Origin of the sequence: Paraburkholderia phenoliruptrix (assembly GCF_047325075.1) — a bacterium.
In the GTDB taxonomy this organism is placed as follows: domain Bacteria; phylum Pseudomonadota; class Gammaproteobacteria; order Burkholderiales; family Burkholderiaceae; genus Paraburkholderia; species Paraburkholderia phenoliruptrix.
The window spans coordinates 3,997,730-4,012,699 of record NZ_CP168531.1 but is presented as its reverse complement, the minus strand read 5'-3'; the positions used below and the strand labels follow the sequence as shown (position 1 = coordinate 4,012,699).

The 14,970-nt window shown below is 64.1% G+C and carries 14 protein-coding genes; 8 read left to right on the top strand and 6 right to left on the bottom strand.

Annotated elements, in window-relative coordinates:
* Positions 1-17: 17 nt before the first annotated feature.
* Positions 18-1,688 (bottom strand): DNA repair protein RecN, encoded by a 1,671-nt coding sequence (recN, locus tag ACEN8U_RS29730; RefSeq protein ID WP_310105161.1) that lies wholly within the window; start codon positions 1,686-1,688, stop codon positions 18-20.
* An 80-nt stretch (positions 1,689-1,768) separates the two neighbouring features.
* Positions 1,769-2,671, bottom strand: a complete 903-nt coding sequence (locus ACEN8U_RS29725) for an NAD kinase (RefSeq protein WP_013587175.1) — start codon at positions 2,669-2,671, stop codon at positions 1,769-1,771.
* 318 nt (positions 2,672-2,989) lie between these two features.
* Here ACEN8U_RS29725 and hrcA point away from each other — a divergent pair, with 318 nt between their 5' ends.
* The 3 genes from hrcA (at position 2,990) to ACEN8U_RS29710 (ending at position 5,675) form a co-directional block, all read left to right on the top strand.
* Positions 2,990-4,009 carry a heat-inducible transcriptional repressor HrcA gene (gene hrcA, locus ACEN8U_RS29720; protein WP_015001661.1) on the top strand — a complete coding sequence of 340 codons (1,020 nt, stop codon included), beginning with the start codon at positions 2,990-2,992 and terminating at the stop codon, positions 4,007-4,009.
* A 179-nt stretch (positions 4,010-4,188) separates the two neighbouring features.
* On the top strand, positions 4,189-5,259 hold the full coding sequence (hemH, locus tag ACEN8U_RS29715; RefSeq protein ID WP_015001662.1) for a ferrochelatase: 1,071 nt from the start codon (positions 4,189-4,191) through the stop codon (positions 5,257-5,259).
* Between the two features lie 8 nt (positions 5,260-5,267).
* Complete coding sequence (locus tag ACEN8U_RS29710) at positions 5,268-5,675, top strand: RNA-binding S4 domain-containing protein (protein WP_310105164.1); 408 nt, start codon at positions 5,268-5,270, stop codon at positions 5,673-5,675.
* Here the strand turns inward: ACEN8U_RS29710 and ACEN8U_RS29705 are convergent.
* Positions 5,647-5,808: a hypothetical protein gene (locus tag ACEN8U_RS29705; RefSeq protein WP_013587179.1), complete on the bottom strand. Its 162-nt coding sequence runs from the start codon at positions 5,806-5,808 to the stop codon at positions 5,647-5,649. The two genes, ACEN8U_RS29710 and ACEN8U_RS29705, sit on opposite strands and share 29 nt — an antisense overlap.
* Positions 5,809-6,188: 380 nt before the next feature.
* Here ACEN8U_RS29705 and grpE point away from each other — a divergent pair, with 380 nt between their 5' ends.
* The 5 genes from grpE (at position 6,189) to pabB (ending at position 12,781) form a co-directional block, all read left to right on the top strand.
* The gene (grpE, locus tag ACEN8U_RS29700; RefSeq protein WP_013587180.1) at positions 6,189-6,773 is read left to right on the top strand and encodes a nucleotide exchange factor GrpE; all 585 of its coding nucleotides are present in this window, start codon (positions 6,189-6,191) and stop codon (positions 6,771-6,773) included.
* An 80-nt stretch (positions 6,774-6,853) separates the two neighbouring features.
* Complete coding sequence (locus ACEN8U_RS29695; RefSeq protein WP_310105168.1) at positions 6,854-7,345, top strand: thioredoxin family protein; 492 nt, start codon at positions 6,854-6,856, stop codon at positions 7,343-7,345.
* A gap of 153 nt (positions 7,346-7,498) precedes the next feature.
* Entirely contained in the window at positions 7,499-9,457 is a 1,959-nt protein-coding gene (gene dnaK, locus ACEN8U_RS29690; protein ID WP_310105171.1) for a molecular chaperone DnaK, read from the top strand.
* 269 nt (positions 9,458-9,726) lie between these two features.
* On the top strand, positions 9,727-10,866 hold the full coding sequence (gene dnaJ, locus ACEN8U_RS29685) for a molecular chaperone DnaJ (protein WP_310105175.1): 1,140 nt from the start codon (positions 9,727-9,729) through the stop codon (positions 10,864-10,866).
* Positions 10,867-10,891: 25 nt separating this feature from the next.
* The gene (gene pabB / locus ACEN8U_RS29680) at positions 10,892-12,781 is read left to right on the top strand and encodes an aminodeoxychorismate synthase component I (RefSeq protein ID WP_310105178.1); all 1,890 of its coding nucleotides are present in this window, start codon (positions 10,892-10,894) and stop codon (positions 12,779-12,781) included.
* A gap of 82 nt (positions 12,782-12,863) precedes the next feature.
* On the opposite strand, the gene panB is transcribed toward pabB, so the two are convergent.
* Genes panB through folK form a run of 3 tightly spaced genes read right to left on the bottom strand, consistent with a single transcriptional unit; the run spans position 12,864 to position 14,923 of the window.
* Entirely contained in the window at positions 12,864-13,679 is an 816-nt protein-coding gene (panB, locus tag ACEN8U_RS29675; protein ID WP_015001667.1) for a 3-methyl-2-oxobutanoate hydroxymethyltransferase, read from the bottom strand.
* Positions 13,680-13,712: 33 nt separating this feature from the next.
* Complete coding sequence (locus ACEN8U_RS29670) at positions 13,713-14,393, bottom strand: deoxynucleoside kinase (protein ID WP_013587186.1); 681 nt, start codon at positions 14,391-14,393, stop codon at positions 13,713-13,715.
* Complete coding sequence (folK, locus tag ACEN8U_RS29665) at positions 14,390-14,923, bottom strand: 2-amino-4-hydroxy-6-hydroxymethyldihydropteridine diphosphokinase (protein ID WP_013587187.1); 534 nt, start codon at positions 14,921-14,923, stop codon at positions 14,390-14,392. Before folK ends, ACEN8U_RS29670 begins: the two co-directional genes overlap by 4 nt.
* Positions 14,924-14,970: the final 47 nt, after the last annotated feature.

Here is a 14,970-nt window from a genome sequence, read left to right as displayed (position 1 = left end):
GAGCGACGCAAGACCGCCTACGCCGCCAGCATTTCCTTCGCGTGCTTGCGTGTGGTCGGCGTGATCTCGAGGCCGCCCAGCATGCGCGCGACTTCTTCCACGCGGCTCGCCTTGTCGAGGGAAATCACGCTGCTCACCGTGCCGCCCTTGCCGTTGCCGGTTTTCGCGACCTGGAAATGATGGTCGCCGCGCGCGGCGACCTGCGGCAAGTGCGTCACGCACAGCACCTGGCGAGCCTCGCCGAGCTGATGCAACAGCCGTCCGACCACTTCGGCGACGCCGCCGCCGATTCCGGTATCCACTTCGTCGAAGATCAGCGTCGGCGTCGGGCTCGCAGCACTCGCGATCACCGCCAGCGCCAGACTGATACGCGCGAGCTCGCCGCCGGAGGCGACTTTTGCGAGCGGCCGCAGGGGCACGCCCGCGTGACCGGCGACGCGGAACTCGACCTGCTCCAGTCCGTGCGCGCCGCCTTCGGGCAACGGCACGAGCGCCACTTCGAAGCTGCCGCCTTTCATCGACAGTTCCTGCATGCCGGTCGTGACCGCGGCGCCGAGCGCCTTGCCCGCCTTGGCACGCGCCCTGGAAAGCTTCTTCGCCTCGGCGAGGAAGTCTTCGCGGGCTTTGGCTTCGGCTGCGTGCAGGCTGTCGAGATCCGCGGCGGCGTCGAGCGCGGCCAGCTGCGCGCGGCGCGTTTCGTGTTCCTCGGGCAGCGTTTCGGGCTGCAGGCGGAACTTGCGCGCCGCCGAGTGCAACGCGTCGAGGCGCCTTTCCACCTGGGCGAGCCGGTCCGGGTCGAGCTCGAGCTTCTGTGCGTAATGGCTCAGCGAATAGGCGGCTTCCTGCAATTGAATCTCGGCGGGCTCGAGGGCGGCCAGCACGTCGTTCAACGCCGGGTCGATGTCGGCGAGGTCGCGCACTTTCGAGACGATCGACGAAAGATGCGTGATCATTGCCTCGTCCGATTCGGAGAGCGCAGTGAGCGCGCCTTGCACGCCGTCGATCAGATTGGCCGAATGCGACAGCCGCCGATGTTCCGTGTTGACCTCTTCCCATTCGCCGGGCTGCGGTGCGAGCTTGTCGAGTTCGGCAAGCTGCCAGGCGAGCCGCTCGCGCTCCAGCTGCAGCTCGCGGTCGCGGGTTTGTGCATGCTCGACCGCCTGCACCTTCTCGCGCCACGTGCGCCATGCGCGTGTGACATTCGCGGAAAGCTCGGTCAGGCCGGCGTGCGTGTCGAACAGTTCGCGCTGCGCGTCCGGACGCATCAGCAACTGGTGCGCGTGCTGGCCGTGAATGTCCACGAGCATTTCGCCGACCTCGCGCAGTTGCGCGAGTGTCGCCGCCGTTCCGTTGATGAAAGCGCGCGAGCGGCCGTTCGCATCCACCACGCGGCGCAGCATGACCGTGCCGCCGTGCTGGCCGTCCGCCGCGGACGCGCCCAACGCCTGCTCGTCGAGCCACTCGTCCACTTGCGCGTGCGTGTCGAATTCGGCGGTGATGTCGGCGCGGCTCTCGCCGGTACGCACGACGCTTGCGTCGGCGCGCGCCCCGAGCGCGAGCGCCAGCGCGTCGATCAGGATCGACTTGCCGGCGCCGGTTTCGCCGGAGAAAACGGTAAAGCCGCTGTCGAACTCTAGGTCGAGCGCGGCGACGATGACGAAGTCGCGTATCGAGAGGTGGCGAAGCATGGAAGTCGTCTGTGAGCTGGGTATTCGGGTTTCACGTACGCGGGTTGCACGAGCGGCGCCGGGTTGCGGCGTCCCGCCGGTCAGGGCTTGGCGTCTTCCTCGTGCGACGGGTATTCGTTCCAGTGAAGCTTCTTGCGCAGCGTGGCGTAATAGCTGTAGCCAACCGGATGCAGCATCGGCACCGTATGACGCGAGCGGCGCACCTCGATTGCGTCGCCGAGTTCGAGCGAGGTGAACGACTGCATGTCGAAATTGACGTTGACCTCGCGCCCGGACACGATCTGGATGCTGACCTTGGAGTCGTCCGGCAGCACGATGGGGCGGTTCGACAGCGCATGCGGGGCGATCGGCACGAGCACGATGCCCTGCAATTGCGGATGCAGAATCGGCCCCTGCGACGACAGCGCGTAAGCGGTCGAGCCGGTCGGCGTGGCAACGATCAGCCCGTCGGAGCGCTGGTTGTACATGAAGCGGCCGTCCACGGAAACATGCAGTTCCGCCATGCCCGAAAAGCCGCTGCGGTTGACCACGACGTCGTTGAATGCCAGAGCGTGGTAGATCGGGTTGCCCTGGCGCATGATGCGCGCCTCGAGCAGCACCCGCTCCTCCCGCTCGAAGTTGCCCGACAGCATTTGCGGCACGATCTCACTCATGTGCGAAATCGGGATGTCGGTAATGAAGCCCAGCCGGCCGTGGTTGATGCCGATAAGCGGCGTGCGGTACGGCGCGAGTTGCCGGCCGATGCCGAGCATCGTGCCGTCGCCGCCGAGCACGATCGCCACGTCGGCACGCGCGCCGATCTCGGCCGGGCGCAGCGCCGGATAGTCGGTCACGCCGATTTCCGCCGCGGTGTCGGCTTCGAAAACGACTTCGAAGCCGCGCTTCGCGATGCACGAGGCGAGCGCGGTCAGCGGCTCGCCGATGCCCGGCGTATTGTTGCGCCCGACGAGCGCGACGGTCTTGAACTGGCTGGTTACTTGCATGCCGGCATTACACCATAGGTAGGGCCTGAAAAGAACCGCGCCCGGACCTTGCGGGTGGCCGGTCGCGGCAGGGCATGAGCGCAGTCCGGGATTATCGTTAGAATGGTGAAGCCTTGATGACATGCGCGCCGGGCAAACTGCACGGGCGCGCGGCCGGGCGGGCCGCCGGGAACAGGGCAGACGGCGCGCCGGACGAATTGCTGCGCGTGGCCCTGAAACGGGCGCAAGGCGCGGTCCCGCCGGACGGCCGGAATGCGGGCGGCGAGGGGCGCGCTGGGCGCTCGCGGTAGTCGCATCATTGAGCTAAAATTTTTCGCCATGCTAGATCCTCGTGCACAAACCCTCCTGAAAACCCTGATCGAGCGCTACATTGCCGAAGGTCAGCCGGTCGGCTCGCGCACGCTGTCGCGCTATTCCGGCCTGGAGCTGAGCCCGGCAACCATCCGCAACGTCATGTCGGATCTTGAGGATCTGGGGCTCGTGATCAGTCCGCACACTTCCGCCGGCCGCATTCCCACGCCACGCGGCTACCGTCTTTTCGTCGACACGATGCTGACGGTCGAATCGTCCGCAGACGAGGAGGCGGTGACCCGCACCGTCAAGACTACGCTGCAGGCAGGCGAGCCGCAGAAAATCGTCGCGGCCGCGGCGAGCGTGCTCTCGAATCTGTCGCAGTTCGCCGGTGTGGTGCTCACGCCGCGGCGCAGCCACGTCTTCAAGCAGATCGAATTCATGCGCCTGTCCGACAAGCGCATTCTGCTCATCATCGTGACGCCGGAAGGCGACGTGCAGAACCGTATGATGGCGACGCAGCGCGATTTTTCGCCGTCGGAACTGGTCGAGGCATCCAACTACATCAACGCCCACTTCGCAGGTCTTTCCTTCGACGAAGTGCGGCGCCGCCTGCGCGAAGAAATCGATCAGCTGCGCGGCGACATGACGACGCTGATGCACGCGGCCGTCACCGCGAGCACGGACGAATCGGACACCGGCGAGACGGTGCTGATTTCCGGCGAGCGCAATCTGCTCGAAGTGGCGGATCTTTCCTCCGACATGGCGCGCCTGCGCAAGCTGTTCGATGTGTTCGACCAAAAAACGAGCCTCCTTCAGTTGCTGGATGTGTCGAGTCATGCCGCGGGCGTGCAGATCTTCATAGGCGGCGAGTCCAACCTCGTGCCGATCGAAGAAATGAGCGTGGTTACCGCGCCGTACGAAGTGAACGGCAAGATCGTCGGCACGCTCGGCGTGATCGGCCCCACGCGCATGGCCTACAACCGCGTCATCCCGATTGTGGACATCACGGCGAGACTGCTGTCTCTCACGCTCAGTCAACAATGAGCCAGCCGTAGCGCGTGACTGCCGCGGCGGTCGATGCGGCACATCATGCGCGAGCGCGCGCCGCTTGCCAATCAGCCGAACGGCCAGGGGCGCTTCGGGCGCCCCGCGCAAGGGCGCGCCGCTATAATGAATTCCACCTTGTTCAACTGCCCGCCCCGAGCGGTTACTCCTGCCAGCCTATGCGCTTCGACCTCGAGCGGCCTTCGCAGAACGCCACGTCGCACCGTGTTGCCGTGCTGCTGATCAATCTCGGCACGCCCGACGCGCCCACGCCGCGCGCGGTTCGGCGCTATCTCGCCCAGTTCCTGTCCGATCCGCGGGTGGTGGAGATTCCGGCGCTTTTGTGGCAGGTCATTCTGCGGCTGCTGATCTTGCCGTTGAGGGGCCGGGCGTCCGCGAGAAAATATGCGGCGGTGTGGATGCCGGAAGGCTCGCCGCTGCGCGTCTACACGGAAAAGCAGGTGGAGGGCTTGCGTCATCTGCTGCAGCTGAACGACTACACGGTGCTTGTCGACTACGCGATGCGTTACGGCACGCCCGGCATTCCCGCCATGCTGAATCAGCTGAAGCTCGCGGGCGCCGAGCGCGTGCTGCTCATGCCTATGTACCCGCAATACTCGTCGTCGACCACGGCAACGGCTTTCGACGACGCCTTTTCCGCGCTCAAGCGCATGCGCAACCAGCCAGAAATCCGCACGGTGCGTCAATACGCCGATCATCCCGCGTATATTTCGGCACTCGCCGCGCAGGTGCATCAATACTGGCACCTCCACGGCAGGCCCGATTTTGCGGCGGGCGACAAGCTGATCTTGAGCTTTCATGGCGTGCCGAAGCGTACGCTCGATCTCGGCGACCCATACCACGACCAATGCCAGAGCACAGGCGCACTGCTCATGCAGGCGCTTGGACTGACGCCGGTGGAATGCCGCATTACCTTCCAGTCGCGTTTCGGAAAGGCCGAATGGCTGCAGCCCTATACGGCACCCACGTTGAAGGAACTGGGTGCGGCAGGCGTGCGGCGTGCTGATGTATTTTGTCCGGGCTTTACTGCCGACTGCCTGGAGACAATTGAAGAAATCGGCATCGAAGTGCGCGACGAGTTCCTGCACGCCGGCGGCAAGGAGTTCCACCGCATTCCTTGCGTGAACGCGTCGCAGGCGTGGATTGCCGCGCTCGGCGAAATCGTCGCGCAAAACCTGCAAGGCTGGCCGGTGCAAGCGGTCCCCGTACCGCATAACACAGCGGCTTGACGAGACTGATGAATTACAGGATTTCAACGGAACCGGGCGCGAAGCTGCGCATCGACAAATGGCTCTGGGCGGCGCGCTTTTTCAAGACGCGCTCGCTCGCCGCGGATGCCGTCGAAAAAGGCCGGGTGCGCATCGGCGGAGCGAGTGTGAAGCCGGCCAAAGACGTGCGGGTCGGCGACCTCGTCGAAATCGAGATCGAGCGTCTGATCTGGCAAGTGCAGGTGCTGGGCGTGTGCGACGTGCGCGGCCCGGCGACCGTGGCGCAGACGCTCTATGCGGAAACCGCCGAAAGCCGCGCGAAGCGCGAAGCGGAACATGAGCGCCGCAAGACGTATCGCGAGCCGGCCGAGGCGCTGCACGGCCGGCCGACCAAGCGCGACCGCCGCGTTATCGACAGATTTTCAGGTGGGGATTGAACAGTTGTTCGATGGTCGCGTTCACGCCGCCGTATTCGGTGGTGTGATCGTTGACCGCCCCGGACATACAGATGGTCGTGGTGCCCGCAACGAGTACCAGTGCGACCACCGAGATTGCAAAGGTCAGCTTCACGGTACCCCCTTTTTGGGATGGTGCAGAAAAGGAACGAGCTAGCCAGGTGGAAATTGCAAAGGGGCGGAAAGGATTACGTCAGATTAGGGTTAACGAGGTTTTTCCGCGCGTAACTGGAGCATAGGTCACTTGTTTGCTGCGCTCAATCTGAATCTGATTGCGTCGCGCTAATGGTTGTAACCGTCCATTTCCGCCAGCGGCCCGCCGCTTTGAAAATTTCTGGCGAGGCGCTTGAAACGGGCGTCCGCGGCCCCATCTGCCGCTCCAATACGTGGTGGCGCGTCTGAACTTCTGTCGCGATTTTGCAACGCACAAATCGCCTGCAGGCTCATGCTTCGCCGCCGCCGTTGGCTTTTAAATTTTTAACGACTTTCAGCGACATGGAAAACACGCAAGAGAACCCGACGAGCCAGAATCCCACGCCCGCGGACGAAACCGCGCGGCCGGCCGCCGAGGCGGCCACGCCCGAGCAGGAAGCCGCAGCGAGCGTCGCCACGGACGCGCCGGCAGCGGGTGCCGAAGCTGCGTTGGCCGAAGCAGAGGCGAAGATCGCCGAATTGCAGGAGAGCTTCCTGCGCGCCAAGGCCGAGACCGAAAACGTGCGCCGGCGCGCGCAGGAAGACGTCGCGAAGGCGCATAAGTTCGCGATCGAGAGCTTCGCGGAGCATCTGCTGCCGGTGGTCGACAGTCTGGAAGCTGCCGTGGCCCATTCTTCGGACGACCTCGTGAAAGTGCGCGAAGGCGTCGAACTCACGCTGCGCCAGCTGACCGGCGCGCTGGAAAAGGGCCGCGTCGTCGCACTGAATCCGGTTGGCGAGAAGTTCGACCCGCACCGCCATCAGGCTATTTCGATGGTGCCGGCGGACCAGGAGCCCAACACCGTGGTCGCCGTGCTGCAGAAAGGCTTTGTGATCGCCGACCGTGTGCTGCGTCCGGCGCTCGTGACGGTGGCCGCGCCGAAGTAAGTTTGCAAGCCCGTCGCGCTCGCCGTAGGCATTCCGCCGTCAGATAGCAGCTGGGACTCCGTCAGCAGGTGAACACCGTCATGGCCAATGTTCCCGTCGACGCTACTGCGTTTTCGGTATTCGACATGAAGGAGCTGAGCGCCGAATCGTTCGACGCCGGCCTTGCCGAAGCCGGCGACGCGCTAGCGGTGGTGTTCTTCTGGGGCGTCGATTGCTTCAACTGCGAGATCGCCAAGAAAGCCATGCTGGCGCAGCCGGAGGCGATTCGCGCGCTGGACCTGCGGTGGTTTCACAGCAATGTCTACGAGCACCGCGAGCTGGGCCGGCGCTTCATGCTTCACGGCGTGCCCACGTGGTTCTTCTTTTATCGCGGCAAACGGCTTGGCCGGGCGACCGGCTGGCATGGTCTGGGGCAGTTCGAGGCTGCGGTGGCTGCGGCGCGGGAGAAGATCCGGGCCGGCGCGACGCCCGGCGGGGTGCCGGGCAACGGCGCGCAAGCAGGCGGCGCGGATTCGGCCAGGGCTTCGGGCAAGGCTTCGGCCAAGACTTCGGGCGAGGGCTCGGCCGATTGAAAAAAATTAAAGACCGCATCGTAAAAGAGGTCTTGAAAACGATGCGGACGCACTTATGTTGAGTGCAGGTATGAATTCAGGGCGGATCGCCTTGCCGCCGAACCGGCAAACAGGGCGCTTCCCGCAGCGATCAAAGTCAGGAGATTAGTAAAAATGGGCAAAATCATCGGTATCGACCTCGGCACGACCAACTCGTGCGTGGCGATCATGGAAGGCAACACGACCAAGGTGATCGAGAACTCGGAAGGTGCGCGCACCACGCCGTCGATCATTGCTTACATGGAAGACGGCGAGATTCTCGTCGGCGCGCCTGCCAAGCGTCAGTCGGTCACCAACCCGAAGAACACGCTGTACGCGGTGAAGCGCCTGATCGGCCGCCGCTTCGAAGAAAAAGAAGTGCAGAAAGACATCGGTCTGATGCCGTACAAGATCATGAAGGCCGACAACGGCGACGCATGGATCGAAGTGCGCGACCAGAAGCTCGCTCCGCCGCAGATCTCGGCGGAAGTGCTGCGCAAGATGAAGAAGACCGCTGAAGACTACCTCGGCGAGCCGGTCACGGAAGCGGTGATCACGGTTCCCGCGTACTTCAACGACAGCCAGCGTCAGGCCACCAAAGATGCCGGCCGCATCGCCGGTCTGGAAGTGAAGCGCATTATCAACGAGCCGACCGCAGCGGCTCTGGCGTTCGGTCTCGACAAGAACGAGAAGGGCGACCGGAAGATCGCGGTGTATGACCTGGGCGGCGGTACGTTCGACATCTCGATCATCGAAATCGCGGACGTCGACGGCGAAAAGCAGTTCGAAGTGCTGTCCACGAACGGCGACACGTTCCTCGGCGGCGAAGACTTCGACCAGCGCATCATCGACTACATCATCGGCGAGTTCAAGAAAGAGCAGGGCGTGGATCTGTCGAAAGACGTGCTCGCGCTGCAGCGCCTGAAGGAATCGGCTGAAAAGGCCAAGATCGAGCTGTCGTCGAGCCAGCAGACCGAAATCAACCTGCCTTACATCACGGCTGACGCGTCGGGTCCGAAGCACCTGAACCTGAAAATCACGCGCGCCAAGCTGGAAGCGCTGGTTGAAGACCTGATCGAACGCACGATCGAACCGTGCCGCATGGCGATCAAGGACGCGGGCGTGAAGGTCGGCGAAATCGACGACGTGATTCTGGTCGGCGGTATGACCCGTATGCCGAAGGTGCAGGAGAAGGTGAGGGAATTCTTCGGCAAGGACCCGCGCCGCGACGTGAACCCGGACGAAGCCGTGGCGGTTGGCGCCGCGATTCAAGGTCAGGTTCTGTCGGGCGACCGCAAGGACGTTCTGCTGCTCGACGTGACCCCGCTGTCGCTCGGCATCGAAACGCTCGGCGGCGTGATGACGAAGATGATCAACAAGAACACCACGATCCCGACCAAGCACTCGCAGGTCTACTCGACGGCTGACGACAATCAGAGCGCCGTGACGATCAAGGTGTATCAGGGCGAACGCGAAATGGCAGCGGGCAACAAGCTGCTCGGCGAGTTCAACCTGGAAGGCATTCCGCCGGCAGCGCGCGGCACGCCGCAGATCGAGGTGAGCTTCGACATCGACGCGAACGGCATTCTGCACGTCGGCGCGAAGGACAAGGCGACCGGCAAGGAAAACCGCATCACGATCAAGGCGAACTCGGGTCTGTCCGAAGCCGAAATCGAGAAGATGGTGAAGGACGCCGAAGCGAACGCGGAAGAAGATCATAAGCTGCGTGAGCTGGCCGATGCCCGCAACCAGGGTGACGCGCTCGTCCACAGCACGAAGAAGGCGCTCACGGAATACGGCGACAAGCTGGAAGCCGGCGAGAAGGAAAAGATCGAAACCGCGCTGAAGGAACTGGAAGACACGCTCAAGAGCGGTTCGGCGGACAAGGCCGCGATCGAAGCGAAGATCGAAGCAGTCGCCACGGCCTCGCAGAAGATGGGCGAGAAGATGTACGCCGACATGCAGGCTTCGCAAGGCGCCGAAGCTGCGGCAGCAGGGGCGGCGGGCGCGAGCGCGGGTGCCTCGGCGGGTGGCGCGAGCCAGCAGCAGGACGACGTGGTCGACGCCGAGTTCAAGGAAGTCAAGAAAGACTAAAGCCAGGTCGCATTCCGACCGTAAAGCCGCACACGGATCATGTGTGCGGCCCGGCTGCACAAGGGACCGCGACCTTCCGGACGCGGGAACGTGCAAGAGCGGTTATCACGCCTGGCGAGCCTTTTAGGCTCTCCGGGCACATTTGTTTTATGGAGGGCGTTGTTTTTAGCCGCATTCAGGCGGCATGAACAGCGGCCGGACGAGTCGTGAGACTCCAGCATTCAAGAGGAGCCACCGCGCGGCACTCTCGCGGGGGGCGTTGAACCGATATGGCGAAACGGGATTACTACGAGGTTCTGGGCGTCGCAAAGAACGCAAGCGACGACGAAATCAAGAAGGCTTATCGCAAGCTGGCGATGAAGCACCACCCCGACCGCAATCCGGGCAACAAGGATGCGGAAGAGCATTTCAAGGAGGTGAAGGAAGCCTACGAAATGCTCTCGGACTCGCAAAAGCGTGCCGCGTACGACCAGTATGGTCACGCGGGCGTCGATCCGAACATGGGCGGCGCCGGCGCGCAGGGCTTCGGCGGTTTTGCCGATGCCTTCGGCGATATTTTCGGCGACATCTTCGGTCAGGCGGCCGGCGGCGCGGCGCGCGGCGGTGGCCGTGCGGGCCCGCAGGTGTATCGCGGCGCAGACTTGCGCTACAGCATGGAAATCACGCTGGAACAGGCGGCGCATGGTTACGACACGCAGATCCGCGTGCCGAGCTGGGCGTCGTGCGAAGTCTGTCACGGGTCGGGCGCGAAGCCCGGCACCAAGCCGGAAACCTGCCCGACCTGCAGCGGCTCGGGCGCGGTGCGTATGTCGCAAGGCTTTTTCAGCATCCAGCAAACCTGTCCGAAGTGCCACGGCACCGGCACCTATATTCCTGAGCCGTGCGGCCACTGCCACGGCGCGGGCAAGGTGAAGGAAACCAAGACGCTCGAAGTCAAGATTCCGGCAGGTATCGACGACGGCATGCGCATCCGTTCCGCCGGCAATGGCGAGCCGGGCATCAACGGCGGGCCGTCGGGCGATCTGTACGTCGAGATTCATATCAAGCAGCACGCGGTGTTCGAGCGCGACGGCGACGATCTGCATTGCCAGATGCCGATTCCGTTCACCACGGCGGCTTTGGGCGGCGAAATCGAAGTACCGACGCTGGCGGGCCGCGCGAGCTTCACGGTGCCCGAAGGCACGCAGTCGGGCAAGACGTTCCGGCTGCGCGGCAAGGGCATCAAGGGACTGCGCTCGAGCATTGCCGGCGATCTGTACGTACACGTGCAGGTGGAAACGCCGGTCAAGCTCACCGAGTCGCAGCGCGACCTGCTCAAGCAGTTTGAGAAAGCACTGGTGGAAGGCGGCGCGCGGCATAGCCCGCAAAGCAAGAGCTGGTTCGACCGGGTGAAGAGCTTCTTCGATTAATGGCGGTTTGAAGTCGGCGGTAAGCATGACGGCAGATGGGCGCGGCGCGGTGTTTGCATTGCTCGATGATTGCGACGCGTCCGCGGCGCGCCGCTCAAGCCGTCTCTACACGGGCTTCGTGCATGAGCGCGTGTGCGCGGACGCCGCGCAACTGGAAGCGGTTTGCGAAGCAGCGGCCGCCGACATGCAGGTGGGCCTCTATGCCATCGTGCTCGCCGACTACGAGTTCGGCCGGCATCTTCTCGACGGAGCATCGGCGCCGTCTTTCAAAACGCAGCATGGCGATGCCACGCTGCGTTTTTTATTGTTCGAACGCTGTGAAAAGCTTTCGCGCGATGAGGTCGAGACGTGGCTCGTGAGGCGGGACGGCGGACTTGCTGAGCCGTCGGTGGCGGGCACGGCCAATGTGCGTGAAAGCGTCGAGGCTGAAGAATTCAACGCGGCCATCGGCGCAATTCATGCCGCGTTGCGCGCGGGCGATTCCTATCAGGTCAATTACACCTACCGGCTCGGTTTTGACGTGTTCGGCTCGCCTGTTGCGCTGTATCGGCGGCTGCGGGGCCGTCAGCCGGTTCCCTACGGCGCGCTGATCGCGCTGCCGGGCGGCGCGTGGGTGCTGTCGTGTTCGCCGGAACTCTTTGTCGAAAAGCACGGTGCTACGTTGCGCGCGCGTCCGATGAAAGGCACGGCGCCGCGCTCGGCGGATCCCACAACCGACCGCGCCGCGGCCGAATTCCTCGGCAGCGATCCGAAAAATCGCGCCGAAAACGTGATGATCGTCGACCTGCTGCGCAACGATCTGTCACGCGTCGCGCAGACGGGATCGGTCAAGGTGCCGGCGTTGTTTTCCGTCGAGCCGTACGCATCCGTTTGGCAGATGACATCGACGGTCGAGGCCGCTTTGCGGCCCGGCACGTCGTTCGCCGGCATACTGCGCGCGCTCTTTCCGTGCGGCTCGATCACCGGTGCGCCGAAGCATCGCACGATGCAGTTGATCGACGAACTGGAAAGCACGCCGCGCGGGCTGTACACGGGCGCGATCGGCTGGCTCGACGCGGCTTTCGAGCCGGCGGGCGCCGGTCAGAATGCCGGCGGCGACTTCTGCCTGTCCGTGGCCATCCGCACGCTGACCTTGAAGCCGTCGGCGCAAGCGGACGTGTTGCGCGGCACGATGGGTGTGGGCGCGGGCATCGTGCTCGACAGCGTCGCGCAGGACGAGCACGCCGAGTGTCGATTGAAAGCGCGCTTTCTGACGGGCGCGGAGCCCGGCTTCGAGCTCTTCGAAACCCTGTATGCGACGCGTGAAGAGGGCGTGCGCCATCTGCCGCGCCATCTCGCGAGACTGTCGGCGAGTGCCGCCACACTCGGTTTTCCATTCGATGCAAAAGCCATCGGCGCGCAGATTGCGGCACAGTGCGCGTCCTTGCCCGCGCGAACTGCCCACCGCATGCGTCTCGCGTTAGCCAAAAGCGGCGCGACGCAGATCACAACGGCGGTCCTGACGCCGCTGGCAGAGCCGACCGTCGGCGTGCTGCTTGCAAGCGACCATGATTTCGCGACCATGCACGCCGGCGATCCGCTCTTGCGCCACAAGACCACGCGCCGCGCGGAGTACGACCGCGGCTGGCGCGAGGCGGAGGCGAACGGCGCTTTCGATACGCTCTTCTTCAACGAACACGGCGAGTTGACGGAAGGCGGCCGGTCGAATGTGTTCGTGAAGCTGGCGGGACGCTGGTGGACGCCCCCGCTTAGCTCCGGCGTGTTGCCGGGCGTGATGCGAGGGGTGTTGCTCGAGGAAGACACGAGCCTGCACGCGGCCGAGAGAGTGTTGACGCGGGCGGACGTGCTGAATGCCGAAGCGCTGATGATCTGCAATGCGCTACGTGGGGCGCTGCCCGCGCGGGTTATTCGGTAGGGCGCGGGCCCATGCCTCCCGCGCCCGCCAGAAGCTCAACGAATTCGACAACGCGCCCGCAAGCCATCTCGGCGCCTCATTCTCAAAACGTGTGCTCAGGCCCAGGAAACGTCGCATCCTTCACCGCGCGCACATAAGCTTCCACCGCCGCGAGAATGCTCGGCTGTCCCTGCATGAAATCCTTCACGAAGCGCGGGCGTTTGCCGGGGAAAATGCCCAGCATGTCGTGCAGCACCAGCACCTGACCCGAGCAGTCGAGCCCCGCGCCGATGCCGATAGTCGGAATGCGCAACTGCTTCGTGACCTCGCTTGCGAGCAGCGTCGGTATCGCTTCCATCACGATGAGCTGCGCGCCTGCCGCCTGCATCGCGAGCGAGTCGCGCAGCAACTGGCTCGCGCCTTCCTCGGTCTTGCCTTGCACCTTGAAGCCGCCGAACGCGTGCACCGACTGCGGCGTCAATCCGACGTGCGCGCACACCGGAATCGAGCGTTCGACCAGAAAGCGCACCGTGTCGCCGAGCCACTCGCCGCCTTCCAGCTTGACCATTTGCGCGCCGGCGCGCATCAATTCGACGGAGCTTCGATAGGCTTCTTCGCGCGTGCCGTAAGTGCCGAACGGCAAGTCGGCCACGATCAATGCCGACGGCCGCGCGCGCGCCACGCTGGCCGTGTGATACGCAATGTCGGCGAGCGAAACCGGCAGCGTGGTGGTTTGCCCTTGCAACACATTGCCCAGCGAGTCGCCGATCAGCAGGACATCGACGCCCGCGCGATCGAGCAGCGCAGCGAAGCTCGCGTCGTAACAGGTGAGCATGGCGATTTTCTCGCCGGCGTCCCGCATTGCCTGCAGTTTCGGCACGGTGATCGCATTCCGGCTCGTTTCCTGCAAATAGGTCATGGGTCGATCCGTTGAAAGAGAAGCGCGCGCCGCTTAGAGCGACGTGCCTTTGACAAAGAATTCCTTGCGGCCGCGCATGGTCTCGATGCGTTCGGCGAGCAGCGCAAGGTCCGCGTCGGAGTCGAGCGGATTCAGATGTTCGGCGTTGACCGTGAGCACGGGCGTGCGGTCGTAGTGATAGAAGAACTCGTTGTACGCGTCGCAGAGCGCATGCAGATAGGCGTCGGAAATTTGCAGCTCCATCGGCACGGCGCGTTTCTGGATGCGCGAGAACAGCACCTCGGGACTTGCCTGCAGATACACGACGAAGTCCGGCGCCGGCGCGCTCACCTCGAGCCGCGCGGCGAGCGCGCGATACAGATTCCACTCGTCTTCCTGCAGCGTGAGGCGCGCGAAGATGTCGTTCTTCTGCGTCATGAAGTCGGCGATGAGCGGCGTGCCCGCCACCTGCGCCGCGCTCACTTCCTGCGCCTGCTGCGCGCGTTGCAGCGCGAAATGCAATTGGGCGGGCAGCGCATAGCGCGCGGTGTCGCGATAAAAGCGTTCGAGGAAGGGATTGTCCTGCGGCCGCTCGAACAGTTCCTGCATTGACCACCGTTGCGCGAGGCGCCGCGCGAGCGAAGTCTTGCCGACGCCGATCGGTCCTTCGATCGCCAGGTAGCCGAACGGAGGCCGCAATTGCGGCGCGGTGACGGTGAGCGGTGGTGAATTCATTCGCAGCGGCCCTTGCCGGCGTTGAGTGCATTGAGCGTCGGGCACTGGCACGGCCCTTTGACTTTTTCGATGCGCTGCTCGCGCACGCCCTCGAGCAGCGCGTCGGCGCGGCCGTGCCGCGGAATGACCAGCGCGGCGTCGATCTCGACGAGCGGCACCAGCGCAAACGCGCGTTCGACAAGGCGGGGATGCGGAACGATCAGATCGGCTTCGTCGATGGATTGATCGCCATAGAGCAGGATGTCCAGGTCGAGCGTTCGCGGCGCGTTCCGAAAGGGCCGCTCCCGGCCGAACTGATGCTCGATCTTATGGCACAGCGCGAGCAGATGGCGCACGGGGAGCGTCGTGTCGAGCTTCACCACGCAGTTGAAATAGTCGTCACCGCCCGCGTCGATCGGGGCAGTGCGATACAGGCTCGACTTGGCGAGCACGGTGATGGTGTGCTGTTGTGCGAGGCACACCACCGCGTCTTTCAGGGTCTGGCGCGCGTCCCCGAGATTCGCGCCCAAGCCGAGATAAGCAACCGTCATGGCATAACTTCCTGCAACTATCGTTCGACGGCTTCAGCAAACGCTGC